Source organism: Pantoea sp. ANP04 (assembly GCF_041982285.1).
GTDB lineage: Bacteria > Pseudomonadota > Gammaproteobacteria > Enterobacterales > Enterobacteriaceae > Pantoea > Pantoea eucalypti.
Window position 1 is genome coordinate 1 of the sequence record NZ_JAUTYS010000163.1, and the last position, 532, is coordinate 532.

General features: G+C 57.7%; 1 pseudogene. It reads right to left on the bottom strand.

What is annotated here, in order from left to right:
• Positions 1-123: 123 nt before the first annotated feature.
• Positions 124-532: pseudogene (locus Q7C21_RS22900) on the bottom strand (hypothetical protein); the annotation flags it as partial.

Sequence of the window (532 nt, forward strand, 5' to 3'; positions counted from 1 at the left end):
GTTGCCACCCGGCTCATTCCAAGCCATAGCGCTCTCCATCTGATAAAGCAAAGACGCACCCACGGCGCGCCGACCAATGCTACAGAATGCCTGCTACAGCGGCACAACCGCATGCCCAGGCTTTTATTGCAAAGTGTGTTGCTCGATGAATTCCGACGGTTGCAGACCTTCGCGACTGACCAGCCGGTTCAACTCGGCCCGCGGCAGGCGAACGGCCAGCAAACTGACCCCTTCGTCGTCGTGATCTTCTTTCTGCACAGCGTTCAACTGGAAAAACTGTGCTCGCAGTCGAGCAAAACGCTGAGGCAAGCGCAAGGTGCCTACGAACAAATCTTCACCCAGCAGCTCCGCAATGGCCTGCTTGAGCAGATCAAGTCCCTGGCCATCACGGGCCGACAACCAGACACGCTGCGGCTTGCCATCGGGATCGCGCTGAATCTGCGGCTCCACACCCTCGAGCAAATCGAGTTTGTTATAGACCTCCAGGATCGGCAAGTCTTGAGCCCCGATCTCACCCAGTACCACCATCACC